Raw genomic sequence first — 25,082 nt, forward strand, 5'->3', positions numbered from 1 at the left:
CAGAAGCAGAGTTCTAAGGAGTAACCGGATGCCGAGCCTAATCCGTTTCCTGTCCGTCCTGGCGGTCATCGCCGGACTGATCTATGGAGCGATGTGGGCGCTCGTCACCTTCGTCGAGCCGCAGGAGCGCGACGTCACGATCCGCATCCCTTCCGAGCGGGTAAACCCGCCCTCGACGGGCACGATCAACACCACGAAGAAGTGACGCGATGAAGGATCTCGGCCGCGTCCATGTGGAATCATTTCTGGAAATGATGAGTGCCGAGCGGGGTGCTGCGGTCAATACGCTGCAATCCTACGAACGCGACCTGGACGACTTGCACTCCTTCCTGCACGGCCGCAGCATTCGCCTGACAGAGGCGGCTTCGGGCGATCTCGGCGCTTATCTCGGCTCGCTATCCGCGCAGGGTTTCAAGCCTTCCTCGCAGGCCCGCCGCCTTGCCTCCATGCGGCAGTTCTACAAATTCCTCTATGCCGAGGGCCTGCGCACCGACGATCCGACCGGCATTCTCGACGCGCCGAAAAAGGGCCGCTCCCTGCCGAAGACGATGGGCGTCGAGGAGGTGACCAAGCTGCTTACTCAGGCAGAAACCGAGGCCGCTGACCCTGCCCCCGGCCAGCTTCACCGCATGCGCATGCTGGCGCTGCTGGAACTGCTCTATGCCACCGGCATGCGTGTCAGCGAGCTCGTCTCGCTTCCAGCCCGCGTTCTCGATCAGGAAGGCCGTTTCCTGATGATCCGCGGCAAGGGCAACAAGGAGCGGCTGGTACCGCTTTCCCAATCGGCCATTGCCGCTCTGAAATCCTACGGCGGCATGCTGGCGTCGGAAAACGCCGCGTCAAAACAGCCCCAGGAGAGCCCCTGGCTCTTCCCGGCCGCCTCGAAAGAGGGATACTTGCCGCGCCAGGTCTTCGCCCGCGATCTCAAGAATCTGGCAATCCGCGCCGGCCTCACACCTTCGATGATTTCGCCGCACGTCATGCGACACGCCTTCGCGAGCCACCTTCTGGCCAACGGCGCGGACCTGCGCGTGGTGCAGGAACTCCTCGGCCATTCAGACATTTCGACGACACAAATCTATACGCATGTTCTGGAAGAACGGCTCCAGCAACTCGTCCATACGCACCACCCCCTTGCAAAACAGGCGAAAAAGCACGAATAGGACCGGCGACAAGGGACGGAACCAGGAAACTGCCCCGCGCACAAGGAACGGAAACGCACCTCATGCACAACTATCTCGACTTCGAAAAGCCGATCTCCGACCTCGAAGGTAAGATCATCGAGCTTAAGAAGCTGGCGACGGAAGACGAAAGCATCGACACCTCCGACGAGGTCGGCAGGCTCGAAGTCCGCGTCCGCGAGGCGATCGTCGAGATCTATTCGAAGCTCAACGCCTGGCAGAAGACGCAGGTCGCGCGCCATCCGCAGCGTCCCCATTTCGTCGATTATGCCAAGACGCTCTTCCAGGAATTCACGCCGCTTGCCGGCGACCGCAAGTTTTCCGAGGATGCCGCCATCCAGGCTGGCCTTGCCCGCTTCCGCGGCCAGCCGGTCGCCGTCATCGGCCAGGAAAAGGGCAACGACACCAAGAGCCGCCTGAAGCACAATTTCGGCAGCGCCCGTCCTGAAGGTTACCGCAAGGCGATCCGCATCCTCGAAATGGCGGATCGTTTTCAGCTCCCGGTCATCACCCTCGTCGATACCGCAGGCGCCTATCCGGGTGTCGGCGCCGAAGAGCGCGGTCAGGCCGAAGCCATCGCCCGTTCGACGGAGATGTGCCTCGGCGTGAAGGTGCCGCTGATCTCGATCGTCATCGGCGAAGGCGGCTCAGGCGGCGCGATCGCGATTGCTACCGGCAACCGCGTCTACATGCTCGAACATTCGATCTACAGCGTCATCTCGCCGGAAGGCGCCGCCTCGATCCTCTGGCGTGATTCCACCCGCGCCAAGGAAGCGGCGACCAATATGAAGATCACGGCGGAGGACTTGAAGGCACTCGGCGTCATCGACGGCATTATCCCCGAGCCGCTCGGCGGCGCCCACCGTGATCCCGACAGCGTCATCGCCGCCACCGGCGATATAATCTCCAACGCGCTTGCCGAAATGGCCTCCCGTTCCGGCGAGCAACTGCGCAATGACCGCCGCCAGAAGTTCCTCGCCATGGGCCGCAATCTGTAAAATCCACAGGTCTGCGTAATTGATTGGGGCCAAATCTTGGCCACAATAATGTTATCTGTAACATCAGCGCTTGCAGGGCACTTCGGGGTAAGTCATAGGCTGGTAAGGATTTATCAAGTATAAGCCGCCTATGATTCCGCGCTACGCCCGGTTTTCGTAAGCGGGTTGGGTCTCATTATTGATGGGCTGATTGAATGCGCATACGTCATCTTGCCTATGTTTCGCTCATGGCGCTGGCTTTGACCGGCTGCAATGACGCATTGGAATCCGCGCAGGGTATCGACCTCTCGACAGTCAGGAACAAGGTGGAGCAGCCGCTTCCGAGCCGCATCCTTGCCGACATGTCGGCCAAGGGCATGGACCGCAACTCGCCGATCATGATCCGCATCTTCAAGGAAGAAGGCGCGCTGGAAATCTGGAAGGCGAAGACGAACAACCGTTTCGACAAGATCGCCGACTACAAGATCTGCGCCTGGTCCGGCAAACTCGGCCCGAAGGTGAAGTCCGGCGACCGTCAGGCGCCAGAAGGTTTCTACAACCTCACTCGCGCTAACCTGAACCCTAATTCCAAATATTATCTCGCCATCAACACCGGTTTCCCGAACCGCTATGATGCCGTCAACGGCCGCTCCGGCAGTGATCTGATGATCCATGGCGCCTGCTCGTCGTCAGGCTGCTACTCCATGACCGACCAGCAGGTTCTGGAAATCTACGCCTTTGCCCGCGACGCCCTCAAGGGTGGTCAGGAAACGGTACAGCTTCAGGCCTTCCCCTTCCGCATGACGGCCGAGAACATGGTCAAGCATCGTCTCGATCAGAACTACGATTTCTGGAAGATGCTGAAGGTCGGCTACGACAATTTCGAAGTCACCAAGCGCCCGCCGGAAGTGAATGTCTGCGAGAAGAAATACGTCTTCAACCAGCAGGCAACCGATGGCGGCAGCTTCAATCCGGCCGGCAAGTGCCCGGCCATGTCAACGCCGCCGGCACTGACGGCGGCTCTCGCTTCCTACGACAAGACCTATGACGCCGACTATCAGACGGCCCTGAAAAAATATGACGGCCTTGCCTGGTACGACCCGACAGAGGCCGAGCGCAAGGCTGTTGTCGCCAAGCTCCGCAAAGGCCGCGAACTGGCTTTTGCGCCAACGGGCACCTCGCTGGAAGCCGGCCGCATGGTCAAGGTTGCCGAACTCGAAGACATGATGGCCAATCAGGCCGCGAAGAGCGTTGCTACCAAGACCGCAGCGACTGCGACGCCGACGACGCAGGCTCAAGCCACGACCGTCGCTGCAGCGCTGCCGGCCAATATTCCGGTGCCGATGCAGAACCCGCTGGCCTATGCCGCGCCCGAGCCCGCGCCGCAGGAAACCGCCGACGCCACCAAGAAGCCGTTCTGGAAGTTCTGGGCCAGGAACTGATCGGCTTGGACGCCATTCTCTACGATCTGCGCGGGCTGAAATGCCCGCTCCCCGTCATCAAGACGCGCAAGAAGCTGACGGCCATGCCGAGTGGTGCGATGATCCTCGTCGACACCAGCGATCCGCTTGCCGCCATCGACATCCCGCATTTCTGCAATGAAGATGGCCACGAGCTTGTCAGCACGGAAAAGACCGAGCGCGGCCACCGTTTCCTGATCCGCAAGGGGTAGAGTCTTTTCTGATTAGGTCCGCATGCCCGGAATGGCGAGCGGATTGTCGCTGAGCGCAGCCCGATCAGGCGTATCGATCCGCGGCTTGCCGAGGAAGGCATCGAAAAGATCTTTCACGAAAGCCTCCGGCAGATCCTTGGTGATCAGCACCATGCGCGTGCGCCGGTCCTCAGGATCCGGCCAGGCAGCAAGCCGCACCGGCGGGTGGAAGATGCTCTGGACGCCGTGCAGCACCAGCGGGCGTTCCGGCCGGTCTGATGTGGCGATGATCGCCTTCATGCGCAGAAGCTTCTCTCCATGCGCCGAACGCAGGAGATCGATGAACATTTCGAGCGCCATCGGATCGATTGCCTTCTCCTCGATGATCGAGAAGGAACGGATCGACGCATCGTGACGATTGACGTCGTGCGGGTCCTGATGCTCGTGGCCATGATGATGGTGGTGATGACCGTGATCGTGGCCATGATCGTGATGATGATGGCCCTCATGCTCGTCCTCATCATGCAGCCAGCGGCGGACATCGGCGATTTTTGTGCCGGGATCATAAAGCCCGTTGACGAAAATACGCGCTGAGCCTGCCTCATCGCTGTCGGCATCCATGATGGCGGCACGCGGATTGAGGCCATGCAGACGTGCCATCAGCGCATCCGTGTCACCCGCTATGCTCTGTTTCGAAACGATGAGCCGATCGGCGACGGCCGTCTGCTTGCGCGCCTCCTCATGATTGTCGAGCGTCTGCAGACCATTCACGGCATCGACGACGGTGACCACACCATCGAGCTCGAAATTCTGCGCAATAATCGGATTGCCCATGATCGCCTGCATGACGGGAGCCGGATCGGCAAGGCCGGTGGTTTCGATGACCACGCGCTTGACCGGCTTCACACGGCCTGTCTGCACGGCATCCATAAGGTTCGCCAGCGTATCGACCAGTTCCCCGCGCACGGTGCAGCAGAGGCAGCCGTCGGAGAGCTCGATAATGGAATCGCCGGAGCTTTCGACCAGCAGATGGTCGATGCCGACATCGCCGAATTCATTGATGATGACGGCCGCATCCTTCATGGCAGGATCTTTGAGGATACGGTTCAGAAGCGTCGATTTTCCGGCGCCGAGGAAGCCGGTCAGGATTGTGACCGGGATCTTGTCGCTAAACGTGCTCATGGTTTTTCCTTAGAAGGATTTCGGCCGCGGGAGCGGAACCGGCACATTGGCGAGCGCTTCCACGGCATCGCCCTTGGCGGTCTTGTCGTTTTGCGCGACCGGTTGCGGATCCTGGCCGGGAATGAGGCCGGCGAAGACGAATTGCGGCTCGTGATCCATTTCGTGGATATAGGGCGACTGCACCTTCATGCGGCCGACCTCGTCGCGCGTTTCGCTGCGCACCTTCGCGCCCTTGGCGCTGCAAATATCGGCCGTGATGTCATTCACCTGGTCCTGCCCCGGACCGTAGGGCCTCAGCGAACCTAGTGTATCATTTGCCGCAAACTGCGTGGTGAAGCCCTTCTGCAGCAGATTGGCAGTGGCGTCAGCGCGGGCCGCCAGGCTGTCGGTGCCGAGCACGACGGAAACCAGCGTGCGGCCGCTGCGTGTCGCCGAACCGATCTGGTTGAAGCCCGAAGCGCAGATAAAGCCGGTCTTCATACCGTCGGCACCGGCAAAACGGCCGATCAGCATATTGATGTTCGGAACGTTCTGCTTGCCGGTCGTAAAGCCTTCCAGCGAAAAATAGCCGGCATATTGCGGGAAGTCCCGGCGCAGCGCCACCGACAGGATCGCGAGGTCGCGAGCCGTCGTAAACTGCCCCTTGCCCGGCAGGCCGTTCGGATTGATGAAATGCGAATCCGACATGCCGAGCTTCGCCGCTTCGGCATTCATGCGGACAACGAAAGCTTCCTCGGTGCCGCTGACCGCCTCGGCGACGGCGACCGCGATATCGTTCGCCGACTTCACCATCAGGATCTTGAGCGCGCTGTCGAGCGTGAATTTCTGGCCCGGCTTGAAGCCCATCTTGGCCGGCGGTTCGGCGGCTGCCCGCTTGCTCATGACAACGGGCGTGTCGAGGCTGATCTGGCCGGAGCGGAGTGCATCGAATACCGTATAAACGGTCATGAGTTTGGTCAGTGAAGCCGGATACCACTTGCGGAAGGCTTCTTCATGCTCCAGCACCCGGCCGGTCTGCACGTCGACGAGAATATGCGGATTGGCCTCAGCAAAGGTAACGGACGAGACAAGAACCGCTGTTGCTGTCGCTATAAAAGAAAAGGGCCGCAAAGCGGCGAACAAACGATCGTGGCGCGTCGACAAGTGCTCGTCCTTCAGGGAATTATCTCGAAACCTTCCCCTATTTACCCTATATGGCTATGACATGGCAAAGGTCATTGACTAAGTTATTTCCAAGGCATCACGCCCTTGTGATGCTTTCAGACAGGCCCCACGCATTTCATTCACAGGAAGCCAAGAATGCCGATTCTGAATAGAGCCGCCGAACTTCAGGACGAAGTCGCAGAGTGGCGCCGCCACATCCATGCGCGGCCGGAACTTCTCTTCGCAGTCGAAAATACCGCTGCCTTCGTTGCTGAAAAGCTTAAGGAATTCGGCGTCGATGAAATCGTCACCGGCATCGGTCGCACAGGCGTCGTCGGCCTCATCAAGGGCAAGGGCGAGGGCGCCCGCACGGTCGGCCTGCGCGCCGATATGGATGCCCTGCCGCTCACCGAAATCACTGGCAAACCTTGGGCATCGAAAACACCTGGCAAGATGCACGCCTGCGGTCATGACGGCCATACCGCCATGCTGCTCGGTGCCGCGAAATATCTCGCAGAGACCCGCAACTTCAATGGCAATGTCGCTGTGATCTTTCAGCCCGCCGAAGAAGGCGGCGGCGGCGGCAACCTGATGGTCAAGGACGGCATGATGGAGCGCTTCGGCATCGAAGAGGTCTACGGCATGCACAATCTGCCGGGCCTGCCCGTCGGTCAGTTCGCCACCCGCAAAGGTCCCATCATGGCGGCGACCGACGAATTCACCGTCACCATCAAGGGCCGCGGCGGCCATGCAGCGCAGCCGCACCGTACGATCGACCCGATCGCCATCGGCGCGCAGATCGTCTCGAACCTGCAGCTGATCGCCTCGCGCAGCGTCAATCCGCTGCGCTCGGTCGTCGTCTCCGTCACCAAGTTCAATGCCGGCTTCGCCCATAACGTCATCCCCAATGACGCAACCTTCGCCGGCACGATCCGCACGCTTGATGACGAGGTGCGCGCCCAGGCCGAAGCACGCCTTCGCGAAGTCGTGGAAGGCATCTGCGCTGCCCATGGTGCGGCAGCCGACATCAACTTCCACCGCAACTACCCCGTCACCTTCAACCATGCGGATGAAACGGAACATGCCGTCGCCATCGCCAGCGACATTGCCGGCGAAGCCAACGTCAATCCCGAGGTCGATCCGATGATGGGCGGCGAGGATTTCTCCTACATGCTGAACGTCCGCCCCGGCGCCTTCATCTTCATCGGCAACGGCGACACCGCCGGCCTGCATAACCCGGCCTACGACTTCAACGACGAAGCCATCGCCCACGGCATTTCCTACTGGGTGCGCCTTGCCGAACAGCGCCTCGGCGCCTGAGATGAAACGACATTAGAAATACTGAAAAGGCTTGGCTTCCTGCCAAGCCTTTTGTATGCATGGCATCCAAGTGGTCCCGTAGCTCAGCAGGATAGAGCACCAGATTCCTAATCTGGGGGTCACGCGTTCGAATCGCGTCGGGATCACCACTCTCTCACCGATAGCCAGGTCGCCACCGCACGGCGCGTTTTGCGCCAACCCCGAACAGTGCCGCGACGATCCAACTGCCGAGGAAGCCGATTGCCGCCCAGACGAGGCCGGCGAAGCTGACGGGGACGCCGGGCACGAAGTCGCGCCATGTATTGGCAATTATCCCCTCATCGGCATCGCGCATCAACACGAAGGGCTTGGCGACCGGCGGCGCACTGCCGAGATCCGATTGCTGGGTGACGAGGCGCTCATAGCGCTCCAGCGTACTGCGCATCGAAAGGCCGCGATCGCGCAGGAAATCGTCGGGAGAACGGGCATAGACATCGAGCGCCTGCTGACGATCGAGATGATGGTCGGCGGCCTGTTTCGTGAAGTCGTCGACGATGATCCTGAGCTCGTCGATCGCCCCGCCGATACGCTGGCGATATTGCTGTGCGAATTCCGGCGCCTGCGAGAAAAGCGTGCCGCCGGCAAGTCCAACGACTAGTGTGACTGCCCTTCCAATCTGTCCCATGACGATGTCTCCGGCTGTTCCGACACCAGAACGATTTCGAGCGGGCAAAGGTTGCCACTGACACATTTGGTAACGCTATGTGATTGAACTGATTGCGCTTCGTTCGAGTTGATCACCCGACCAACTTAGAAAGAGAGGCTTGTCATGAAGAATATTATCATCGCTTCTGCATTTGCTGCGGTTACGATTTTCGCCGCTGCTCTGCCTTCGCAGGCGGCCAGCGTAACCATCACAAATGACAATGGCGGAGACGGATATCACCACCGCATGGCGGATCGTCCTTACTACCGCCATCACCTGCCGCCGCGCCGCGTTTCGCATGATTGCGTGACCCGCACGGAACGCATCCATAGCCACGGCGAAACCGTGATCAGGAAGACCCGTGTCTGCCGCTAAGATACGAAGACCCCGGCTGGAGACCCGGCCGGGGTCTGCTGTTCTCAAACATGAGGAACTTCGGAATTTTTCCCGCGTTTTACCGGCAAAACAGGAGTATTCATCATGCGTATTCGAATGACTCTTCTTGCAATTGGCGGCACAATCGCCTGCGGTCTGCTCATCGCCATCAGCTACCAGCCGCAAGGCCCCGTCGCCACACATAAGACCGATCGGCTCGTCGGTGAAAAGGCCCCCGCCGGTTTCCTGACCGAGCGCTTCGGCTGATCAGCTGAGCGACGGCTTGCGTGCCACGACGTGGAAATATTCCTCGTCTGCCAGCGTTTCGCCACCAAGCGGGCGACCATCGACTGAAAAGAGCAACGGCTCGCCGGTAAAACGGCTTTCGGTGAGTTGTGAGCGCAGCTGACCGGGTGTCGTGGCATAGACCATGATGCCGAAATCATGGGCGCGATGCAGCAAGATCGCATGTTCGCCATGCCGCTGCTCCAGTGGCGCGAAACGACGTTCCCGCACCAGTCCCATTGCGTGCTTGAGGAGCCGGAAGCTCAGCTTCACCGGATGATTGGACCAGACGATGGAAGAACGGGCGCGGTTTTCACCAAAACCATGCCAATTGCGATTGAAGGTCGAAAAGGCAAACGTGCCGCCGGCCTTCAGCACGCGCGATACTTCACGCAGGACCGATCTGCGTCCATCCGCATCGACGGAGTCGATACCGTTATAGCTGAAAACGACGAGATCGAAGGAGCCATTGGCAAAGGCTGAAAGATCACGTGCATCCATATTTTCAAAACGAAGGCCCGGATGGTTGGAGCGCGCAAGCGTCACCATCTCGGGCGTATAGTCGATACCGACATAGTTGTCCGCCTCGCTGGCAAGAAGCGCTGCGGTGCGGCCTCCGCCGACACCGATATCGAGGACGCTGCCGCCCTTCGCATTGGCGAGGCCAATGCCAAGCGCCATACGTTCGCCTTCATTGATGAAGCCGTTGCTATTGCGATAGTCGCGTCGGGAGAGCGGGCTGCTCCATGTCCGACGATTGATCATTTCCATCTGATGCATCAAAACACCTGACTTTCGGGGGCTGGAATAGGTCCAAACCTAGGTCAGAGGTCGGCGCGAATAAACTTACGGAAAGTTAATATTTGGTTAATAGTTAATGTCGAACATTAACCATCGAGTCCGCAAGCAAAATACGGTTGCGAACCGTATGCACGCCTTCAACTGTTCTTGCGATGACTGTTGCCCGCTCGATTTCATCAACCGTACCGACGTGGCCGCTCAAAACGATCTCGTCGCCTTCGGCCGTAACCTCGACATCGGATGCATCGATACCGCCAGCAACGGCCAGTGCATTGGCAACCGCAGATTCCAGCGTCGCACGATTGGCATATTCAGCCTCAGCTTCGGGCAGATGACCATGAAATGTCTGTTCCTTGAAGACCATCGTTCTGTCCTCCTTGGTGGTGAGGGAGAAACGCTGCTGACAGGACTTTGGTTTCGCCTACCAGCGAAGCTGATAGTTCAAATTGACATTTCCCGTCCGCCCCGTCGAAAGCGGATCGGACACAGACGCGCTCAGGCCGAGATTGGGTAGGATGTTCTGGCTGACGGCAACGGTACTGGAAAAGTCGCCATTGAAATCGCTGACGCTGCTCCCGGCCGAAATCGATGTGCCGGTCCACGGATAGATCAGCTTGACCGCCTGGGAAGCCGACACCGTCGCCTGCCGCGCATCGACGGCGCTGTAACCGAGGCTCACCGCGCGTGTCGTCTGCATGTCGAGCGAATCTGAGAGTATCCAGCTTCGCGAACGGCTGAGCATAAGCGCGCCGCTGCCGCGTAACGTATCGACCTGCAGCGTCACATCCTGCTGCGCACGGCTGGCCGGCGTAACGCTCACCTTCTGCAGCTTGCCCCAGAGCATCGCCTGGCCAGAATTCGGCAACGGTGCCCCGCTCTTGTTGGAGGCTAGCGCGAGATCTGCGCCGGCGCTCGTCTCCCATTCCATCGGCAGGCGGAACCCGACCGTCGTTTTGTAGGAACTGGTGGATACCTTCACCGGCGACCAGATCACCAGATCATCCGCAAATACCGGATTGGCCAGCGGCAGAAGGGCAAAAACAAAGCATGCAATCTTTATTTTCGTCATAATATCGCATCGTTTTGAACTAGCACGCCGATCGCGCACCAATAGGCGCAGAGCGGACGTGGAGCGCTCGCATCGAACGCAATGAAGGATGGCGCAGACACACAATCCCGGTTCAGTCTTCGATTTTTGTTTGGCCCCGCGGCCAGTGGCATAAATTGCCGGTTGCTCGTCGGGCACATCAGTGCCCAGCGGATTTGCCTTTTTCGACCGCAACCGGCCGCAGCAAATGATCATCCCCTTGAGGACTGTTGTCAGGATCACATCATGGCGAACCTATGTAAACCCCTCTGGAGTTGAAATTTGCTGCACCGCACACTTGCTGCCTCCCACGATCCCCTGTAGAGCCGATGCCGAATATGCAATTTCTTGCGAAATCGACCATGATGACGAGCGAAACCGCGCCTCGGCGCCTCAGTATCTTCGGTTCGACCGGCTCGATCGGCCAAAATACGCTCAATGTCATCGATCATCTGGGCGGCCGGGACAATTTCGAAATTTCCGTCCTGACCGGCAACGGCAATGTAGAATTGCTGGCCCAGCAAGCGAAATCGTCGGGCGCGCAGCTGGCCGTCATCGCCAATGACCGGCATTACGAATCACTGAAAAGCGAGCTTTCGGGCAGCGGCATCGCAGTCGCTGCCGGCAAATCCGGCCTGATGGAGGCGGCAGACCGCGAGGCGGACTGGGTGATGGCAGCCATCGTCGGCACGGCCGGCCTTGCTCCTACTCTTGCCGCGGCGCGCCGCGGCGCCGATATCGCGCTCGCCAACAAGGAATGTCTTGTTTCGGCAGGCGATCTCTTCATCGAGTCGGTGAGAAACGGTGGCGGCAAGCTGTTGCCTGTCGATAGCGAACACAATGCGATCTTCCAGGTGCTGGAGGAAAACCAGCGGCATGCGGTGGAACGTATCATCCTGACGGCATCAGGCGGTCCCTTCCGCACGTCCTCGCTGGAGGAGATGGCCAACGTCACGGTCGAGACCGCACGCGCCCATCCGAGATGGTCGATGGGCCTGAAGATTTCCATCGACAGTGCGTCGCTGTTCAACAAGGCGCTGGAGATGATCGAGGCGAAGCACCTTTTCGGCCTGCGCCCCGAGCAGGTGGAGGTGATCGTTCATCCGCAGTCGGTCATCCATTCGATGGTCGGCTATACGGATGGCTCGGTGCTGGCACAGCTCGGCGCACCGGATATGCGCACCGCAATCGGCTACGCCCTCTCCCATCCGCGCCGAGCGAACCTGCCGATCGAGCGGCTGGATTTCGCCAAGCTCGCGCGGCTGGACTTCGAGGCTCCGGATGAAAAACGTTTCCCTGCCCTCCGGCTTGCCCGGTTGGCGATGACGCGCGGCGGCGTCCAGGGCGCAGTGCTGAACGGCGCCAAGGAAGTGGCGCTCGAAGCCTTCATCGAGGGTCGCCTGCCCTTCCTCGCCATGGCCGAGATCACCGAAAAAGTGATGGACGATCTCATCAATCTGCCAGCGGCCGCGACGATGGACGACGTGTTCGCCGCAGACAAGGAAGCCCGGCAGCGGGCTGCCGGGCTCATCCGATAAAGAAATTTTCTTATCAGGCGCCGTGACGTCAAGCGACGTGACGGGCAAGCGCACAGCGCGACCAGAGCGAATGCAGCGCGCTGACGAGATGCTCGATATCGGCATCCGAATGCAGCGGCGTCGGCGTGATGCGCAGGCGCTCGGTCTTCTTCGGCACCGTCGGATAGTTGATCGGCTGCACATAGACACCGAAATTGTCGAGCAGCAGATCCGATATCCACTTGCACTTGGCAGCATCGCCGACCATGACCGGCACAATATGGCTCGGGTTCGGCATGTGCGGAATGCCCTGCTGGTCAAGCAGCGTGCGCAGCTTCCGAACGCGATCCTGATGGCGAGCTCGCTCGAAGGGGCTCGCCTTTAGATGCCGGATCGAAGCGATCGAGCCGGCAGCGAGGGCCGGCGGCAGCGACGTCGTGAAGATGAAGCCCGATGCAAAAGAGCGGATGAAATCACAGAGCGCCGTAGAAGCCGCGATATAACCGCCCATGACGCCGAATGCCTTCGCAAGCGTGCCTTCGATGACGGTGATCCGGTCCATCAGGCCTTCGCGCTCGGCAATACCGCCGCCGCGCGGGCCGTACATGCCGACGGCATGCACTTCATCGAGATAGGTCATGGCGCCATACTTGTCGGCGAGATCGCAGATTTCCTTGATTGGCGCGATATCGCCATCCATCGAATAGACGGATTCGAAGGCTATGAGCTTCGGCGCCTTGGGATCGGCAGCAGCGAGCCTGGCTTCGAGGTCGGCCACGTCATTGTGCTTCCAGATGACCTTCTCGCACTTGGCGTAGCGGATGCCCTCGATCATCGAGGCATGGTTGAAAGCATCGGAGAAGATGATGAGGCCGGGGATCTTGGCGCCAAGCGTACCAAGCGCGGCCCAGTTGGAAACATAGCCGGACGTGAACGTCAGCGCGGCTTCCTTGCCATGCAGATCAGCGAGCTCCTGCTCAAGCAGAACATGGTAGTGGTTGGTGCCAGAGATATTCCGGGTGCCTCCCGCACCCGCGCCACAGTGATCGATGGCTTCCTTCATCGCCTCGATCACCTTGGGGTGCTGGCCCATGCCGAGATAGTCGTTGGAGCACCAGACGGTCACTTCCTGTTCGCCATTCGCCGTGTGGCGCGTCGCACGCGGAAAGTTACCGCGATGGCGCTCCAGATCGGCAAAAACGCGGTAACGGCCCTCAGTGTGAAGCCCGTCCAGCTCGCTTTTGAAAAACGCTTCGAAATCCATCATATGCTCCAGTTCGTACGGCTGTTTCTTGCTGAGACGGCAACCGCACGTCAACCCTTTCGTCCCTGATTTAACATCAACTGCGGCAAAAGGCGCAGACTTTTGAATGATTCCAGATAAAAAATACGCGAGCCGTGATCAGGGAAATTGATCGACGTCAATTCCGGCGGAAAATTCGCTTTTAATCGTGGAAAGAAACCCGCGCCTTACTAAAAAAAGCTCGCTGATGGTGGACAAGCCCTTCTTGCGACATAGTTTTCGGGCTAGCCTGAGAAAAAACAGGTTAGGGACGACATCCGCCCGCTGGGGCGCCAAAACCTCGGAGAGAAGAATGAAAAAAGTCCTCGTACTCGCGTTGATCGGCCTTTCGATCGCAAGCTGCACGCCCACGCAACAAGGTGCCGGTATCGGCGCAGCGTCTGGTGCCGTTATCGGCGGCGTGGTCACCGGCGACGTGCGCGGCGCGGCAGTCGGCGCAGCGATCGGCGGCGTTTCGGGCGCGCTTATCGGCAGGGTCGCAGAACAGCCCGGCCAATGCTATTACCGGGACCGGTACGGTCGCCGCTACATCGATGATTGCCGCTGAGATCTGCAATCAGAATGGGAAAAATGGAAATCCCGGACCCTCGTCCGGGATTTTTTTGTACTAAATTAGTGCGCCAGCAGTTTAAATTGGTACACGTGGCGCGATTTTGCCGCTAAGCTTGCTATCGGCTGGGCAACGCAGAGCTTCATTTTAATGTAACCAAAAAGCGGCGGATGCGGATTAGAGGGACGGGCCTGAGAACGGGTATTGCGTATCGAGCAGGCGCCATGGTGGTGGTCGCAGCGGCGGCTGCATTTTCACCAGTCCTCGTGGGCAATGCTTACGCATTCAAGCTTTTTGGCATCACCATATTCGGCAAGGACGAGGACGAGAACCTGCAGGTGCCCGATCCTGTGCGGTATGATGTCGACCTCGAAGCCGGGACGGCCGATAGCGACCTCAAGGAGGCGCTGGAGAACAGCTCTCGTCTCGTCGGCGACAAGAACCGTCCGGTTTCAGGCGATCTGGGGGTCGTCGTGAAAGCCCGCGACGACCGCGACAGGCTGATCGCCACACTCTACGAAAAGGCGCGCTACGGCGGCGTGGTGACGATTACCATCGACGGCCGCAACATAGACAATCTGCCGCCGAACCCGACTTTCGATCGTTCAAAGCCCGTCCCGGTCAAGGTGGATATAGCACCTGGCCCGGTCTTCACTGTCAATGAAGTGCAGTTCGGCGGCGATGCCGCGCACCGCAATCCCGCCGATTATGATCTGGCGCCCGGCGAGCAAGCCGGCTCGCTCGCCGTCATCAAAGCCGGTGATACGATCGTCGACCAGTTGAAGAGCGAAGGCAGGCCCTTTGCCAAGCTGACGGAGCGGCGCGTGGTCGCCGACCATAGCAAGAACACCGTCGATATCGTTCTCGCTGCCGAAGGTGGTCCGGTTGCTCCGATCGGCGACGTCGGCGTCACTGGCGAGGAAAGGGTCAAGCCGGAATTCATCCAACGTTATTCCCGCCTGCAGAAGGGCGAAGCCTATTCGCCCGAGGCATTGAGGAAGGCAGGCGAGCGCCTGCGCGCGCTTGGCGTGTTCTCCAGTGTGACGATCCACGAAGGCGACGCACTGGCCTCCGCTGGTACCTTGCCCATGACGATCGAGGTTTCCGAGGGCAAGCGGCGCTACCTCGGCATCGGCGCGCAATATTCGACGATCGACGGTTTCGGCGTCAACGGTTACTGGGGCCATCGCAACCTGTTCGGCGGGGCCGAATCGCTGCGCATCGAAGGCGCCGTCTCACGCCTCGGCGAAGCGTCCGACCTCGGCGATCTCGACTACTCCGCCGGCATTCTCTTCACGAAACCGGGCTTCATCAATCCGTCCGCCACCCTTAAGGCCGGGATCGTCGCCAAGACGCAAAATCCGGATGCCTATAATGCCAAGCTCATCACCGCCTCGCTCGGCCTCTCCTATGAATTGACGGATCAGGACACCATCTCCGCAGCCGGCGAGGTGAGCTTTGAGAATGACGACGACGCTTTCGGCAACAACAATTATCTGACCTTCACGCTGCCGATCACCTATGATCGCGACGCCCGCGACGACAAATTCAATCCGACCGGGGGCTACCACGCCACGCTGTCGGCAAAGCCGGGCTATGAGTTCTTGAACGGAACGGTCTATTCGGCCTTCGAGGGCTCGATATCAGGCTATCTCGGTCTCGGCGCCGAAGACGGCATCGTCCTCGCCGCCAAGCTCGCGGCCGGCACGCTGATCGGCGGCGACGGCGTTCAGGATATTCCCGCCACCCAGCGTTTCTTCGCCGGCGGCGGCGGTTCCGTGCGTGGTTACGGCTATCAGGAAATCTCGCCCTATAACGAAAACGACGAGGCCACCGGTGGTCGCTCCTATGTAACCGGCTCCTTTGAGGCGCGTATCAGGATCACCGATACGATCGGCATTGTGCCCTTCGTCGATGTCGGCACGGTTTCGGACAGCATTGCGCCTGATTTTTCCGATATCAGGGCCGGCGCAGGCGCCGGTATCCGCTATGCAACACCTTTCGGCCCCCTTCGGCTTGATTTTGCCGTACCGCTGAACAAGTACGACGGTGGGACGGATTATGGAATTTATGCCGGCATAGGCCAGTCGTTCTAGGCCAGTTATCAGAAATGCCGATTTCGCAGTGTTTTCCGACCTGTGAGCTGTCATGAAAACGGGATAGTGTCCGCTCTTATGCAAATGTTGGCGAAAATCATGAACTGGATAATGCGGCTCGTCGGCTACGGCCTCGGCGCGGCGATTATCCTTGCCGTCATTGCTTTGGCGATCTTCGGCTTCACCTCCTTCGGTGCCCGCATCATCACCGAAAATGTCGCTTCCGCGCTCTCCAACCGCGATATGACGATATCCGTGCGCGAACCCGAGGGCCTGCTGACCGGCGGCTTGCGCGCAGCCGAGATCACCCTGTCGGACACGCGTGGCACATTTGCAGAAATCCGCGGCATCGCCGTCGACTGGAATCCACTAGCGCTGCTGACTGGTACCTTCCACGCCAGACAGGTCTCAGTGGCCTCCATCGACGTGCGGCGCCAACCGGTACGCACCCTCCCTTCCAGGCCGGCGACTCCGGAGGAAGGAAGCAGCGGGGGCTTCCGGCTGCCGCTGAAGATCGATATCGAGCATATCGCCTTGCCCGATATTTCCCTTGGCGCACCGCTGACCGGCCGCGCCTTCTCGCTTGCCGCCACCGGCAACCTCAGAGCCGATGGCGATGGCGGTGAAGCGCTGGTTAACGTCAACCGCCATCAGGTTCCCGACGCCGAGCTCTCCGCCGATATCGCCTTCACCCCGGCAAACAGCCATTTGCGGCTGAACGCCCAACTTGCCGAACCGCAGGGCGGCCTGCTCGCCGGCTTTCTCGGTCTGCCCGGCAGCCCGGCGGTCAATATCGCGCTCAACGGCGAAGGTCCGATCTCGGACTGGAACGGCAAGCTGCAGGCTGCCCTCGATGGCCAGCAACGCGCCTCGCTGGAAGGCAAGCACGCAATCACGCCCGACGGCTTGCATCATCTCGACCTCAAGGGCGGCGGCGATGTAAGCTCGTTGCTCCCCATGGCATTCCGGCCGCTTTTTGCAGGCCAGACGAATATCGATGTATCCGCGACCTTCGACAATCATGGCAAGATCGATATTCAGACCGGCAATCTCGCGACCGGCAGCGTCGTCATCGCCGCTTCCGGCACGCTCGATCCTGCCGGCAATAACAGCCTGAATGCCAATGTGCTCGGCACCTCGGGTCCGGTCGATTTCCGCTGGCCGCTTGCCGATGGCGAAGCGCGCTTCATGATTTCGGGCCTCAATCTGGCGATGACCGGACAGGCGCAGGCCGTGCGCATCAATGCCAGCGGATCGCTGGATTCCGCCACGATGCCGCAGGCCGATATCGGCAACGTCAAGCTGACGGCCAAGAGCGATGCTTTCAATCTCGCCAATGGTGCCGGCGATATCCAGTTGCGCCTCGTCGCGGGTGACGCCACCTTCACCGAGCCCAACCTCAACCGCGCCGTTCGGGGTCCGATCACACTCGTCGCGCCGCTTCAGATTTCGCGCAACGGCATCGGCTTCAACGGCACGACCGTCGAAAGCGCCAATATCGGCGCCGATCTCAACGGCTCCTATCGCCTGGCCGACAATACGCTGACCGGCAATGCGAAATTTACCGTCCAGCCCGCCGCCTTGCCGCCGGCTGTTGCCGAAAAGTTCGATGCACCGATCAACCTCGAAACCCAGATTGCCGGCACGATCCCCTCCAAGGTGACGCTATCGAACATCACGATCAAATCCCCGACCATCGAGGCAGGCGGCAATGTCGCGCTCGAAGATGACGTGCTGACGGCCGATCTCGCCGGCAAGCTTCCCGATATCGGCAAGCTGCTGTCGGGCACGAGCGGGGAAGCGGATTACAGCATCAAGGCAAGCGGCACGCTTCCAGCACTTGCGCTCACCGCCAATGTGAAAGCCGCCAGCCTGCAGATGGCCGATCGCAAGGTCGGCGATCTCAACATCGACCTGACGGGCTCTGCCGATCCTGCTGCTCCGCAGGGCCGGATCGCCGCCACCGGCACGATCGACGGCCAGCCGATCGGCATCAATGGGGACGTCAAATCCGAGAAGGGGATCATTTCTATCCCCGCGCTGACGGCCGATGTCGGCAGCAATCGCCTGGCGGGCAACCTCACGCTTTCGTCAGGCATGACGCCGGCTGGTGCGCTCACCTTTGACTTCCCTGATATCAGCCTGCTTGCCGCTCTCGGTGGCCAGAAGGCGGAAGGCGACCTCAAGGGCTCCGTCGATATCACCGGCAATGACGGCAAGATCGCGCTCAAGGTTGCCGCCAACGGCAGCGGCATTCGCCGAAATACGCTGACGATCGCCAAGCCGACGATCGACGTGACCGTCAGCGATATCATGGCTTTTGCGGCGAGCGGCACGATACGGGCCGACGAGTTCGGCGTCGGGACCAACAAGCTTACCGGCATTGCGCTTGATTTCGTCCAGCAGCAGACCCGCACCGACTTCAATCTGGATGCAGGCTATGACGGCAATCCGCTGCAGGCCGCCGGCAGCGTGCAGTCTGCAGGCGGTATGATCGATCTCAGTCTCGATCGCTTCGCCGCCAAGCCGCACAACATTCCGGTCGAACTGGCGTCACCCGCACAGGTCAACGTCACCAAGGGAGTTGTCAGCCTGAACGGCCTGACCGTCAAGACCGGCAGCGGCTCGGTATCGGTCACCGGTTCGGCTGGTGAGACCCTGAAGCTCGATGCCGTGATCACCGACCTGCCGGCAAGCCTTGCCAACAGCTTCGTTCCCAATCTTGCCGCTGACGGCACGATTTCCGGGACGGTGAACGTAACCGGGACACCGGCCGCCCCCGCTGTCAATTTCAAGCTCGATTGGAAGGATGCGGCCACCAGCCATACAAAAGGCGCCAGCATCGCCCCTCTCGGCATCTCGACATCGGGCACCTTCGCCGACAACAAGCTGAACTTCGATGGCGGCATTAGCGGCGCTGACGGCCTTTCCTTGAAGGCGGCGGGCGACGTCGGCCTTGCGGATCCGAATGGCCCGACCCTCAATATCAACGCCGACATCGTCAGCCTGCCGGCAAAGCTCGCCAACGGTTTTGTTCCCGATCTTGCTGCAGAAGGTACGATTTCGGGAACGGTCACGGCAACAGGCACGCCCGCGGCACCAGCGGCCGATTTCAAGCTGAACTGGAAAAACGCCGCGACGAGCCAGACAAAGAGCGCCAAGCTTGCCGGTCTGTCGCTCAACGCATCCGGCAGGTTTGCGGATAACAAGCTCGATTTCGATACGGCGCTCACCGGCAAGGGCGGACTATCGCTGAAAGCGCTCGGTAATGTCGCTATTACCGGAACCACGATCGGCAACATCAAGGTCGATGCCGAACTTGCGAATGTTCCGGCCAATATCGCCAACGGTTTCGTGAAGGATCTCGACGCCGGCGGAACGATTTCCGGCACAGCCTCGGCGTCAGGCACGCCTGCCGCACCGGCTGCCAATTTCAAGCTCAGATGGCAGGATGCCACGACACGGCACACCAAGACCGCCGGCCTGACCGGACTGGACCTTGCGGCAGCCGGCCATTTTGCCGACCAGAAACTCGATTTCGATGCCAAACTCGCCGGACCGAAAGCTCTGTCGCTGAAGGCGACGGGCAATGTCGAGCTTGCTGGGACGGCGGTGCGCAATCTAAAGGTCGATGCAGATCTCGCAAACCTTCCAGCCGGCCTTGCGAACGGCTTCGTTCCCGATCTGGGCGCCGAAGGCACGATTTCCGGCAAGGCGTCGGCCTCCGGCTCGCTGCCGACACCGGCAGTCACCTTCGATCTGGCCTGGGCAAATGCGGCAACGCGCCAGACAAAGAGCAACGGCCTCACCGATCTCTCTGCCAAGGCCACCGGCAAATATGAAAACAACAGGGTCGATTTCGACGCCAATCTCGGCAGCGGCAACGGGGCGCTGCTGAAAGCGAACGGCGGCGTGACGATCGACGGCAGCGCCATTCGCGACCTCGCCGTCAACGCTGACATTGCCGGCCTGCCCGCAAACCTCGCAAACGGCTTCGTGCCCGGCCTTGGTGCTGAGGGCATAATCTCCGGCACTGCCGTCACCTCAGGCACGCCGACAGAGCCGGTGATCGATTTCAAGCTCGACTGGACGAACGCAGCAACGCGCCAAACCAAGACCGCCGGTCTTTCTGGCCTGGCGCTTGCCGCTTCGGGAAAATACGTCAGCAACCGTCTGGATTTCGACGCCAGTTTGAATGGCAAAGGTGGCGTCTCGCTGAAAGCGGCCGGCAATCTCGCATTGACGGGCACCACAATCCAGGGCATCGATGCAAAGGCCGATATCACCAATCTGCCGGCTGCTGTCGCCAACGGGTTCGTCCCTGATATTGGAGCCGAAGGCATCATCACAGCGACGGCGACGGCCTCCGGATCGCTCACCGCCCCCTCCGCCGATTTCAAGATCGACTGGAAAAACGCCGGAACGAAACAGACCAGGACTGCCGGCCTCTCCGGCCTGACGCTCGCCGCTTCGGGCAAACTCAGCAAAGACCGGCTGGATTTCGACGCCAATCTCAACGGCAATGGCGGTGTCTCGCTGAAGGCAGCGGGCAATCTCGATATAGCCGGGACGACCGTCAAGGGCGTCAACGCCAAGGCCGATGTCACCAATCTGCCGGCGGCCGTCGCCAATGGGTTCGTTCCAAACCTTGGTGCCGAAGGCGCCATCACGGCGACAGCGACTGCCTCGGGATCGCTCCCCCTTCCCTCGGTCGATTTCAAGGTCGACTGGAAGAATGCCGAAACGAGCCAGACCAAGGGCGCCGGCCTTGCGCCGCTTACAATCGGCGCTAGCGGCAAGCTGGCAGACAACCGCCTGACGGTCGACACAAGTCTCGTCGGCGACGGTGGACTTTCTCTGAAAGGCGGCGGCACTCTCGCGATGACAGGCAACCGTGCCATGTCGATGCGTTTCAACGGCAGCCTTCCCTTCGCCGTTCTCGGCGCGCAGCTCGCCCAGCAAGGTCTCGTTGCCGAAGGCGTCGCCAATGTGAATCTGGAGGTCAGCGGCACGACGGCTGCCCCTGTCATCAACGGCACAGTGACGACGGATGGCGCGAAGCTGATCGACGTGCGCCGCAACCTCGCCCTCGAAGGCCTTGGCGCGACCATCACGTTCAACGGCCAGCAGGCCGTCATTTCGCGGCTGAACGGCAGGCTCGCAAGCGGCGGCTCGATCTCGGCGAGCGGCTCGGTTGGCATCAGCGGCAGTTTCCCCGCCGATCTTTCCATCCGCCTGGACCACGCGGTCTATGTCGACGGCACGCTGGTTGTCGCAACAGTCGACGGCACGCTCGGCCTTAGGGGACCGCTGCTTTCCAATCCCACGCTTGATGGTAAGCTTCACATCGACAAGGCTTCGATCACCGTACCGGAGAGGCTGCCGACATCGCTGCGTGAAATCGATATCCGCCATATCCACGCGCCGCCCGCCGTGCTCGCCCAGCTCAGGGACAATGCTCAGCAGCAGCCCCGGGAAAAATCTTCGACCATCATGCTGGATATCCAGCTCGATGCACCCTCGCAGATCTTCGTGCGCGGCCGTGGCATCGATGCGGAAGTCGGCGGCAACATCACGATCCGCGGCTCGGCTGCCGCGCCCGAAGTTGCCGGTGCCTTCACCATGCGTCGCGGCCGTCTGACGATCCTCAACCGCCGTCTCGATTTTTCCGACCGCAGCCGCATCACATTTGCTGGCGACCTGACGCCCGCCCTCGACATGGAGGCCACTTCCACGTCAGGCACGACGACGCTCACGGTGGATGTCGCGGGCCTCGCGACCGACCCCGCCATCACTTTCTCCTCGTCGCCTGCCCTACCGCAGGACGAAGTGCTGGCCCAGCTCATCTTCGGCCAATCCATGTCCCGCCTGTCGCCGGTGCAGATCGCCCAGCTTGCCGATGCCGTCAGCCAGCTCGCCGGCAATCGCTCGACCTCGCTCTTCGAAGGCCTCCGCAACCAGCTCGGCGTCGACGACCTCGACATCAGCACGGATGCAAAAGGCCGGACCAGCGTCAGTGTCGGCCGCTACCTCAACGAACGGACCTATTTCGAGCTGCAGCAGGGCGGAGAAGCCGGCGCCAAGGCAATCATCAATCTGGATGTCGGCCGCGGTGTGAAGCTGCGGGGTGCCGCCGGCGGCAATGGTGCAGGCGAAGCGGGCATCGTCTACGAGCATGAATATTGAGGCCAGCCTGGAAAATTGAAGCCTAAAAGCTCGCCTTGCTGGTCTTCAGCAGAATGTTGGTTTCGGTGGTATTGATGCCGTCGAAGAGGCGTATCCGGCGCAGCGTCTCGTCGAAGGAGACGAGGTCACGATCCTCGAGCTCGGCGACGAAATCCCATTTGCCGTTGGTGCTGTGCAGCGCGCGCACCTGCGGCAAGCCGCGAAGCTGGGTTGCCACCTTGTCGGCAAGTTTACCATGCACTTCGATCATGACGATGGCCCGAACGCCGGCGGAACGCGTCTCGTGACCGGTGCGGATGGTGAAGCCGGCAATCGTGCCATTTTCGACCAGCCGGTCGATGCGCGTGGCAACCGTCGCCCGCGAAGCCCCCGTCAGCGCCGCAAGCGAGGAGACGGAGATTCGCGCATTGTGCCGAAGCGCACTCAGAAGCTCGTTGTCGAGATCGTCCACGGTTTCACTTTGTCAAATTAGCTTTATCAATCTGCGTAATCATAATCCATTTCTGACACTTTTCCATCTATTTGCCGCCGCCACTTTATCCCACTATCGGCCAAAACAGGCCTCAGAACGGAGCCCTCGGAATGGAAGTACAATCTCGATCTGTCGCTCTTATCGGTGTTCCCCTCGAAGAAGGTTCCGGCCGCAGAGGCGCGGGCATGGGACCAACAGCATTGCGTATTGCGGGTATCGACAAGGCGCTCAGCGATCTCGGCCACACTGTTGTCGACACGGGCGATCTCAGCATCGTCCCGGCCAGGGACCTTCCCAATCATTCGAAGGCACATAATCTTCGCATCGTCGGCGCCTACACGCGTGCGCTCGAAGCAGCCACCTATGATGCGGCGAAAGCCGGCCACTTCCCGCTGATCCTGGGTGGCGACCACAGCCTCTCCATGGGCAGTGTCTCAGGCATGGCGCGTTATGCCGCCGAAAAGGACCGCCCGCTCTTCGTACTGTGGCTCGACGCCCATTCGGATTTCAATACGCCCGAGACCTCGCCGTCAGGCAATATTCACGGCATGCCCGTCGCCTTCTTCTGCGGTCTGGCAGATTTTGCAGAGATTCTGCCGAAGGACCGTGCACTCGTCGATCCGAAGAAGATCTTCCAGGTCGGCATCCGCTCAGTCGATGCCTCCGAGCGCGTCGAAATCCACAAGCACGGCGTCAATGTCTTCGACATGCGCTCGCTCGATGAACAGGGCGTGGCTATTATCCTCCGCCAGATCCTGGAAACGATCGAGAAGGCGAACGGCCTGCTGCATGTCAGCTTCGACGTCGATTTCCTCGATCCGGATTTTGCGCCCGGCGTCGGCACCACCGTTCCCGGCGGCGCCACCTTCCGCGAAGCGCACCTCATCATGGAGATGCTGTCCGACAGCGGCCTCGTCTCCTCGCTCGACCTCGTCGAACTCAATCCTTTCCTTGATGACCGCGGCAAGAGCGCCCGCATCATGGTGGAGATGACGGCAAGCCTCTTCGGCCGCCGTATCTTCGATCGTCCTACACGCGCCGCATAAGGGAGCACCGGCCATGAACATCTCGTCGAACCTCATCGCCACCGAACAACGTCTTGGAGCCAATAACTACAAGCCGCTTGATGTCGTGCTGACGCGGGGGGAAGGTGTTCATGTCTGGGATACGGATGGCAAGCGCTACCTCGACTGCCTCTCGGCCTATTCTGCCGTCAACCAGGGCCATTGCCATCCGAAGATCCTTGCCGCCATGGTCGAGCAGGCCGGCCGCCTGACACTCACCTCGCGCGCCTTCCGCAACGACCAGCTCGCCTATCTCTATGAAGAGCTGGCCGCGCTGACTGGTTCCCACAAGATCCTGCCGATGAACTCAGGTGCGGAAGCCGTCGAGACTGCCATCAAGGCGGTTCGCAAATGGGGCTATGAGGTGAAGGGCGTCCCGGAGGGCAAGGCGGAGATCATCGTCTGCGCCAACAATTTCCACGGCCGCACGCTGAGCATCATCAGCTTCTCGACTGACCCCGACGCCCGTACCGGCTTCGGGCCCTATACGCCGGGCTTCCGCATCGTTCCCTTCGGTGATGCAGAGGCCTTCGCGACGGCCATCAATGCCAATACCGTCGCAGCACTGATCGAGCCGATCCAGGGCGAGGCTGGCGTCATCATTCCGCCGGCCGGTTACTTCACCCGTGTGCGCGAGCTCTGCACGGCAAACAACGTCACGCTCATCCTCGACGAAATCCAGACCGGCCTTGGGCGCACCGGCAAGCTGCTCGCCGAAGAACATGAAGGTATCGAAGCCGACGTGACTCTCATCGGCAAGGCGCTTTCCGGCGGTTTTTATCCTGTTTCAGCCGTGCTTTCGAATTCTGAAGTCCTCGGCGTGCTCAAACCCGGCCAGCATGGCTCGACCTTCGGCGGCAACCCGTTGGCCTGTGCGGTCGCCCGCGCGGCCCTGAAGGTGCTGACTGAAGAAGGAATGATCGAGAACGCCGAGACGATGGGCGACTACTTTCTCGAAGGCCTGCGCTCCATTCGCTCCAACATCGTCAAGGACGTGCGCGGCCGTGGCCTCATGCTCGCGGTCGAATTGGAGCCGGAGGCCGGTGGTGCCCGGCAATATTGTTACGCCCTCAAGGATCGCGGCCTTCTCGCCAAGGATACACACGACCACACGATTCGCTTCGCGCCGCCGCTGGTCATCACCAAGGAACAGGTCGATTGGGCGATCTCGCAAATTGAAAAGACAATAACCTAAAGTAAAGTTGCG

The 25,082-nt window shown here is 60.4% G+C and carries 22 protein-coding genes and 1 tRNA gene; 15 read left to right on the forward strand and 8 right to left on the reverse strand.

Features of this window, described 5'->3' with window-relative positions; all coding sequences use genetic code 11:
* Positions 1 to 28: 28 nt before the first annotated feature.
* The 5 genes from AB8B33_RS20730 (at position 29) to AB8B33_RS20750 (ending at position 3,830) form a co-directional block, all read left to right on the forward strand.
* Positions 29 to 205 carry a hypothetical protein gene (locus AB8B33_RS20730; RefSeq protein WP_007822234.1) on the forward strand — a complete coding sequence of 59 codons (177 nt, stop codon included), beginning with the start codon at positions 29 to 31 and terminating at the stop codon, positions 203 to 205.
* A 4-nt stretch (positions 206 to 209) separates the two neighbouring features.
* Positions 210 to 1,163 carry a site-specific tyrosine recombinase XerD gene (gene xerD, locus AB8B33_RS20735; protein WP_439016739.1) on the forward strand — a complete coding sequence of 318 codons (954 nt, stop codon included), beginning with the start codon at positions 210 to 212 and terminating at the stop codon, positions 1,161 to 1,163.
* 62 nt (positions 1,164 to 1,225) lie between these two features.
* Positions 1,226 to 2,179: an acetyl-CoA carboxylase carboxyltransferase subunit alpha gene (locus AB8B33_RS20740; protein ID WP_113319717.1), complete on the forward strand. Its 954-nt coding sequence runs from the start codon at positions 1,226 to 1,228 to the stop codon at positions 2,177 to 2,179.
* Positions 2,180 to 2,373: 194 nt separating this feature from the next.
* Complete coding sequence (locus AB8B33_RS20745) at positions 2,374 to 3,600, forward strand: L,D-transpeptidase family protein (protein ID WP_439016740.1); 1,227 nt, start codon at positions 2,374 to 2,376, stop codon at positions 3,598 to 3,600.
* A 5-nt stretch (positions 3,601 to 3,605) separates the two neighbouring features.
* Positions 3,606 to 3,830 carry a sulfurtransferase TusA family protein gene (locus tag AB8B33_RS20750; RefSeq protein WP_439016741.1) on the forward strand — a complete coding sequence of 75 codons (225 nt, stop codon included), beginning with the start codon at positions 3,606 to 3,608 and terminating at the stop codon, positions 3,828 to 3,830.
* Between the two features lie 12 nt (positions 3,831 to 3,842).
* Here AB8B33_RS20750 and AB8B33_RS20755 read toward each other — a convergent pair whose 3' ends face one another.
* Together AB8B33_RS20755 and AB8B33_RS20760 are read right to left on the reverse strand one after the other, a co-directional pair.
* A complete protein-coding gene (locus tag AB8B33_RS20755; RefSeq protein WP_439016742.1) occupies positions 3,843 to 4,991 on the reverse strand; it encodes a CobW family GTP-binding protein in 1,149 nt (382 codons plus the stop codon).
* 9 nt (positions 4,992 to 5,000) lie between these two features.
* Positions 5,001 to 6,134: a D-alanyl-D-alanine carboxypeptidase family protein gene (locus AB8B33_RS20760; RefSeq protein ID WP_113319721.1), complete on the reverse strand. Its 1,134-nt coding sequence runs from the start codon at positions 6,132 to 6,134 to the stop codon at positions 5,001 to 5,003.
* A gap of 156 nt (positions 6,135 to 6,290) precedes the next feature.
* Here AB8B33_RS20760 and AB8B33_RS20765 point away from each other — a divergent pair, with 156 nt between their 5' ends.
* Entirely contained in the window at positions 6,291 to 7,454 is a 1,164-nt protein-coding gene (locus AB8B33_RS20765; RefSeq protein ID WP_113319722.1) for a M20 aminoacylase family protein, read from the forward strand.
* Positions 7,455 to 7,526: 72 nt separating this feature from the next.
* Positions 7,527 to 7,603, forward strand: a tRNA-Arg gene (locus AB8B33_RS20770).
* 5 nt (positions 7,604 to 7,608) lie between these two features.
* On the opposite strand, the gene AB8B33_RS20775 is transcribed toward AB8B33_RS20770, so the two are convergent.
* A complete protein-coding gene (locus AB8B33_RS20775) occupies positions 7,609 to 8,118 on the reverse strand; it encodes a DUF2937 family protein (protein ID WP_113319723.1) in 510 nt (169 codons plus the stop codon).
* Positions 8,119 to 8,262: 144 nt separating this feature from the next.
* Between AB8B33_RS20775 and AB8B33_RS20780 the strand changes: the two genes are divergently transcribed.
* Both AB8B33_RS20780 and AB8B33_RS20785 read left to right on the forward strand, forming a co-directional pair.
* Complete coding sequence (locus AB8B33_RS20780; RefSeq protein ID WP_113319724.1) at positions 8,263 to 8,514, forward strand: hypothetical protein; 252 nt, start codon at positions 8,263 to 8,265, stop codon at positions 8,512 to 8,514.
* A gap of 105 nt (positions 8,515 to 8,619) precedes the next feature.
* Positions 8,620 to 8,781, forward strand: coding sequence for a hypothetical protein (locus tag AB8B33_RS20785; RefSeq protein ID WP_439016743.1), 162 nt, complete (start codon positions 8,620 to 8,622; stop codon positions 8,779 to 8,781).
* On the opposite strand, the gene AB8B33_RS20790 is transcribed toward AB8B33_RS20785, so the two are convergent.
* The 3 genes from AB8B33_RS20790 to AB8B33_RS20800 form a co-directional block, all read right to left on the reverse strand.
* Positions 8,782 to 9,579, reverse strand: a complete 798-nt coding sequence (locus AB8B33_RS20790; protein ID WP_113319725.1) for a class I SAM-dependent methyltransferase — start codon at positions 9,577 to 9,579, stop codon at positions 8,782 to 8,784. It abuts the gene before it with no gap.
* A 94-nt stretch (positions 9,580 to 9,673) separates the two neighbouring features.
* Positions 9,674 to 9,964 (reverse strand): BON domain-containing protein, encoded by a 291-nt coding sequence (locus AB8B33_RS20795; protein ID WP_113319726.1) that lies wholly within the window; start codon positions 9,962 to 9,964, stop codon positions 9,674 to 9,676.
* Positions 9,965 to 10,021: 57 nt separating this feature from the next.
* Positions 10,022 to 10,669 (reverse strand): hypothetical protein, encoded by a 648-nt coding sequence (locus AB8B33_RS20800; RefSeq protein ID WP_310384911.1) that lies wholly within the window; start codon positions 10,667 to 10,669, stop codon positions 10,022 to 10,024.
* 380 nt (positions 10,670 to 11,049) lie between these two features.
* Here AB8B33_RS20800 and dxr point away from each other — a divergent pair, with 380 nt between their 5' ends.
* Positions 11,050 to 12,225, forward strand: coding sequence for a 1-deoxy-D-xylulose-5-phosphate reductoisomerase (dxr, locus tag AB8B33_RS20805; protein ID WP_439016744.1), 1,176 nt, complete (start codon positions 11,050 to 11,052; stop codon positions 12,223 to 12,225).
* Between the two features lie 28 nt (positions 12,226 to 12,253).
* Here the strand turns inward: dxr and hemA are convergent, their stop codons facing one another.
* A complete protein-coding gene (hemA, locus tag AB8B33_RS20810) occupies positions 12,254 to 13,468 on the reverse strand; it encodes a 5-aminolevulinate synthase (protein ID WP_439016745.1) in 1,215 nt (404 codons plus the stop codon).
* Between the two features lie 331 nt (positions 13,469 to 13,799).
* On the opposite strand from hemA, the gene AB8B33_RS20815 reads away from it, so the two are divergent.
* The 3 genes from AB8B33_RS20815 (at position 13,800) to AB8B33_RS20825 (ending at position 22,339) form a co-directional block, all read left to right on the forward strand.
* Positions 13,800 to 14,054 (forward strand): YMGG-like glycine zipper-containing protein, encoded by a 255-nt coding sequence (locus AB8B33_RS20815; protein WP_007822262.1) that lies wholly within the window; start codon positions 13,800 to 13,802, stop codon positions 14,052 to 14,054.
* Positions 14,055 to 14,227: 173 nt separating this feature from the next.
* Complete coding sequence (locus tag AB8B33_RS20820; RefSeq protein ID WP_439016746.1) at positions 14,228 to 16,153, forward strand: autotransporter assembly complex protein TamA; 1,926 nt, start codon at positions 14,228 to 14,230, stop codon at positions 16,151 to 16,153.
* 78 nt (positions 16,154 to 16,231) lie between these two features.
* On the forward strand, positions 16,232 to 22,339 hold the full coding sequence (locus AB8B33_RS20825) for a translocation/assembly module TamB domain-containing protein (RefSeq protein ID WP_439016747.1): 6,108 nt from the start codon (positions 16,232 to 16,234) through the stop codon (positions 22,337 to 22,339).
* Between the two features lie 22 nt (positions 22,340 to 22,361).
* On the opposite strand, the gene AB8B33_RS20830 is transcribed toward AB8B33_RS20825, so the two are convergent.
* The gene (locus tag AB8B33_RS20830; RefSeq protein ID WP_113324229.1) at positions 22,362 to 22,790 is read right to left on the reverse strand and encodes an Lrp/AsnC family transcriptional regulator; all 429 of its coding nucleotides are present in this window, start codon (positions 22,788 to 22,790) and stop codon (positions 22,362 to 22,364) included.
* Between the two features lie 131 nt (positions 22,791 to 22,921).
* Here AB8B33_RS20830 and rocF point away from each other — a divergent pair, with 131 nt between their 5' ends.
* Positions 22,922 to 23,857, forward strand: a complete 936-nt coding sequence (gene rocF / locus AB8B33_RS20835; protein ID WP_439016748.1) for an arginase — start codon at positions 22,922 to 22,924, stop codon at positions 23,855 to 23,857.
* 13 nt (positions 23,858 to 23,870) lie between these two features.
* On the forward strand, positions 23,871 to 25,070 hold the full coding sequence (rocD, locus tag AB8B33_RS20840; protein WP_439016749.1) for an ornithine--oxo-acid transaminase: 1,200 nt from the start codon (positions 23,871 to 23,873) through the stop codon (positions 25,068 to 25,070).
* Positions 25,071 to 25,082: the final 12 nt, after the last annotated feature.

Source organism: Rhizobium sp. 768_B6_N1_8, from assembly GCF_051811225.1.
In the GTDB taxonomy this organism is placed as follows: domain Bacteria; phylum Pseudomonadota; class Alphaproteobacteria; order Rhizobiales; family Rhizobiaceae; genus Rhizobium.

What these genes read in the sequence shown, in the direction of transcription:
- hemA (WP_439016745.1), bottom strand. Translation starts at nt 13,468, where the DNA reads ATGGATTTCGAAGCGTTTTTCAAAAGCGAGCTGGACGGGCTTCACACT.
- AB8B33_RS20785 (WP_439016743.1), top strand. Translation starts at nt 8,620, where the DNA reads ATGCGTATTCGAATGACTCTTCTTGCAATTGGCGGCACAATCGCCTGC.
- AB8B33_RS20800 (WP_310384911.1), bottom strand. Translation starts at nt 10,669, where the DNA reads ATGACGAAAATAAAGATTGCATGCTTTGTTTTTGCCCTTCTGCCGCTG.
- AB8B33_RS20730 (WP_007822234.1), top strand. Translation starts at nt 29, where the DNA reads ATGCCGAGCCTAATCCGTTTCCTGTCCGTCCTGGCGGTCATCGCCGGA.
- AB8B33_RS20825 (WP_439016747.1), top strand. Translation starts at nt 16,232, where the DNA reads ATGCAAATGTTGGCGAAAATCATGAACTGGATAATGCGGCTCGTCGGC.
- AB8B33_RS20765 (WP_113319722.1), top strand. Translation starts at nt 6,291, where the DNA reads ATGCCGATTCTGAATAGAGCCGCCGAACTTCAGGACGAAGTCGCAGAG.
- AB8B33_RS20815 (WP_007822262.1), top strand. Translation starts at nt 13,800, where the DNA reads ATGAAAAAAGTCCTCGTACTCGCGTTGATCGGCCTTTCGATCGCAAGC.
- AB8B33_RS20775 (WP_113319723.1), bottom strand. Translation starts at nt 8,118, where the DNA reads ATGGGACAGATTGGAAGGGCAGTCACACTAGTCGTTGGACTTGCCGGC.
- AB8B33_RS20740 (WP_113319717.1), top strand. Translation starts at nt 1,226, where the DNA reads ATGCACAACTATCTCGACTTCGAAAAGCCGATCTCCGACCTCGAAGGT.
- AB8B33_RS20795 (WP_113319726.1), bottom strand. Translation starts at nt 9,964, where the DNA reads ATGGTCTTCAAGGAACAGACATTTCATGGTCATCTGCCCGAAGCTGAG.
- AB8B33_RS20780 (WP_113319724.1), top strand. Translation starts at nt 8,263, where the DNA reads ATGAAGAATATTATCATCGCTTCTGCATTTGCTGCGGTTACGATTTTC.
- rocD (WP_439016749.1), top strand. Translation starts at nt 23,871, where the DNA reads ATGAACATCTCGTCGAACCTCATCGCCACCGAACAACGTCTTGGAGCC.
- xerD (WP_439016739.1), top strand. Translation starts at nt 210, where the DNA reads ATGAAGGATCTCGGCCGCGTCCATGTGGAATCATTTCTGGAAATGATG.
- rocF (WP_439016748.1), top strand. Translation starts at nt 22,922, where the DNA reads ATGGAAGTACAATCTCGATCTGTCGCTCTTATCGGTGTTCCCCTCGAA.
- AB8B33_RS20820 (WP_439016746.1), top strand. Translation starts at nt 14,228, where the DNA reads ATGCGGATTAGAGGGACGGGCCTGAGAACGGGTATTGCGTATCGAGCA.
- AB8B33_RS20745 (WP_439016740.1), top strand. Translation starts at nt 2,374, where the DNA reads ATGCGCATACGTCATCTTGCCTATGTTTCGCTCATGGCGCTGGCTTTG.
- AB8B33_RS20755 (WP_439016742.1), bottom strand. Translation starts at nt 4,991, where the DNA reads ATGAGCACGTTTAGCGACAAGATCCCGGTCACAATCCTGACCGGCTTC.
- AB8B33_RS20790 (WP_113319725.1), bottom strand. Translation starts at nt 9,579, where the DNA reads ATGCATCAGATGGAAATGATCAATCGTCGGACATGGAGCAGCCCGCTC.
- dxr (WP_439016744.1), top strand. Translation starts at nt 11,050, where the DNA reads ATGATGACGAGCGAAACCGCGCCTCGGCGCCTCAGTATCTTCGGTTCG.